Here is a 2,428-nt window from a genome sequence, read left to right on the forward strand (position 1 = left end):
TCGCTGCAGGTTTGATCGACGCCTGTCTGGCGGGCGATCCCGACGCTTTCCGGATCGATGTCGCCCGCCGCGCCGCCGAACTGGCCATGGCTCCCGACCTCGACGAGCGGCTGCGGACCAAGCGGGCGCAGCGCCTGGCCGACGAAACGGCGAAGCCCCTGGCGAGCTATCGTGCGGAGGAACTCGCCGAACTGCAGCGCAATTTTTACGGCTTCGATCCCAGTTATCACGTCGCCCGCTTTCATTTCGTGCACAAGACGCCGAACTCGTGGACGCCGCGCCATCTGGCGATTCATCGCGATCTCGGCTGGAGCGTGCCGCCATGACCGCCAGGTCGAGGTTGCCGACGGTGCTGGTCGTCGACGACGAACTGCGCTCGCAGGAAGCCTTGCGACGGACGCTCGAAGAGGACTTCGAAGTGTTTACCGCTGCGAGCGCCGAGCAGGCGCAGCGGATCATGGAAACCGAGTGGGTACAGATCATCGTCTGCGACCAGCGCATGCCGGAAACGACCGGCGTCGAGTTTCTCAAGAGCGTCCGCAGTCAGTGGCCGGATACCCTGCGCATCATCCTGTCCGGTTACACTGATGCTGCGGACATCATTGCCGGGGTCAACGAGGCCGGCATCTACCAGTATCTGATGAAACCCTGGCAGCCCGAGCAACTGCTGCTGACGCTGCAGACCGCGGCCAGGGTCTATCGCCTGCAACAGGAGAACCAGCGGCTCTCGGTCGAGTTGCGCACCGCCGAACCGGTGCTCGCCAGGCGTGTCGAGATCAAGCACGAACGCGCCAAACGCGAGCTGGCGCTCGACGGGCTGGTCCGCACGCCGGACAGCCCGCTCAATGCCGTCTGTCATCTGGTCGGGAAACTCGCGCCTTTTGACCTTTCCGTACTGATCAGCGGTGAGTCGGGTACCGGCAAGGAGATGCTGGCGCGCGCCATCCATTACTGCAGTCGGCGTGCCGACAAGGCTTTCGTCGTCGAGAACTGTGGTGCGCTGCCCGACCAGTTGCTCGAAGCCGAGCTTTTTGGTTACAAGCGCGGGGCATTCACCGGCGCCTATGAAGACCGCATCGGCCGTTTCCAGCAGGCTGACGGCGGCACCCTCTTTCTCGACGAAATCGGCGATACCAGCCCGGCGTTTCAGGTCAAGCTGCTGCGCGTGCTGCAGGAAGGCGAGTTCCGGCCGCTCGGTGCGGCGCGCCCGCATTCGGTCGATATTCGGGTGGTGGCAGCCACCCATCACGACCTCGAAGCCGACGTGCGCGCTGGCGCCTTCCGCGAGGATCTCTACTACCGGCTGGCAACCGTGACGCTGCACGTGCCGGCGTTGCGCGAGCGCGCGATGGACATTCCGCTGCTCGCCGGCCGCCTGCTCGAAGCCAGTCAGAAGCTGCTCGGCAAAGCGGTCGATGGCTTCACGACCGAGGCGCTCGCCTGTCTCGCGGCGTACCGCTGGCCGGGCAATGTGCGCGAGCTGCAGAACGAGATCCTGCGCATGCTGGCGCTCTGTGAATCGCCGCGCCTCGGGGCCGACCTGCTGGCGCCGCGCATCCTGCGCTCGCCGGCGGTCGACCAGCAGGACGACCGCCTGCTCGATCTGATCGCCGTCGACGGCGGGCTCAAGGAGCGGATGGAAGCGCTCGAAGCGCGCGTGCTCAAGGAAACGATGATCCGCAGTCGCTGGAACAAGTCGCGGGCGGCGAGCGAGCTGGGCCTGTCGCGCGTCGGCTTGCGCAACAAGCTGCTGCGTTACGGGCTGGAGCGGGCATGAAACTTCTCTGGCTGCAGGCGGCAGGTTGCGGCGGCTGTACGCAGTCCCTGCTCGGTGCCGAGAGTCGCGCCGGGGTACTCGCGCAGTTCGCCGACAGCGGTCTCGATCTGCTATGGCACCCCGGCCTGTCGGAAGCCTGTGGCGACGAGGCGCGGGCGATCCTGCAGGCGGCCGCCGACGGCCGTCTGCCGTTCGACATCCTCTGCGTCGAAGGCGCGCTGCTGCGCGGACCGAACGGCAGCGGGCGCTTCCAGATCCTGTCCGGCAGTGGCCGCCCGCTGATCGACTGGGTCTGCGAACTGGCCGCACGCGCCGCCTACGTGCTGGCCATCGGAACCTGCAGTGCCTATGGCGGGATCGTTTCCGGTGGCGAGAACATCACCGACGCCTGCGGACTACAGTTCGACGGCGATCAGGAAGGGGGGCTGCTCGGCACCGATTTTCGTTCCGGCGCGGGCCTGCCGGTGATCAACGTCGCCGGCTGCCCGACGCATCCCGGCTGGATCGTCGACACCCTGCTCTCGCTGGCCCTTGGCGCCTTGCGCGCGGCCGACCTCGACGCCTGGCAGCGACCGCGTTTCTACACCGAACAACTGGTCCATCACGGCTGCCCGAGAAACGAGTTCTACGAATTCAAGGCCAGCGCGCAGA

The 2,428-nt window shown here is 66.5% G+C and carries 2 protein-coding genes and 1 pseudogene; all 3 read left to right on the top strand.

Annotated features, from left to right (window positions below; all coding sequences use genetic code 11):
- Positions 1-326, top strand: a pseudogene (locus tag CAPSK01_RS19400) (hydrogenase maturation protein); the annotation flags it as partial.
- Positions 323-1,777, top strand: coding sequence for a sigma-54 dependent transcriptional regulator (locus tag CAPSK01_RS19405; protein WP_034930635.1), 1,455 nt, complete (start codon positions 323-325; stop codon positions 1,775-1,777). The pseudogene CAPSK01_RS19400 and the gene CAPSK01_RS19405, both read left to right, overlap by 4 nt.
- A partial coding sequence (locus CAPSK01_RS19410; protein ID WP_034930731.1) for a HupU protein occupies positions 1,774-2,428 on the top strand: 655 nt, incomplete at its 3' end. The genes CAPSK01_RS19405 and CAPSK01_RS19410, both read left to right, overlap by 4 nt.

Source organism: Candidatus Accumulibacter vicinus, from assembly GCF_000584955.1.
Taxonomy (GTDB): domain Bacteria; phylum Pseudomonadota; class Gammaproteobacteria; order Burkholderiales; family Rhodocyclaceae; genus Accumulibacter; species Accumulibacter vicinus.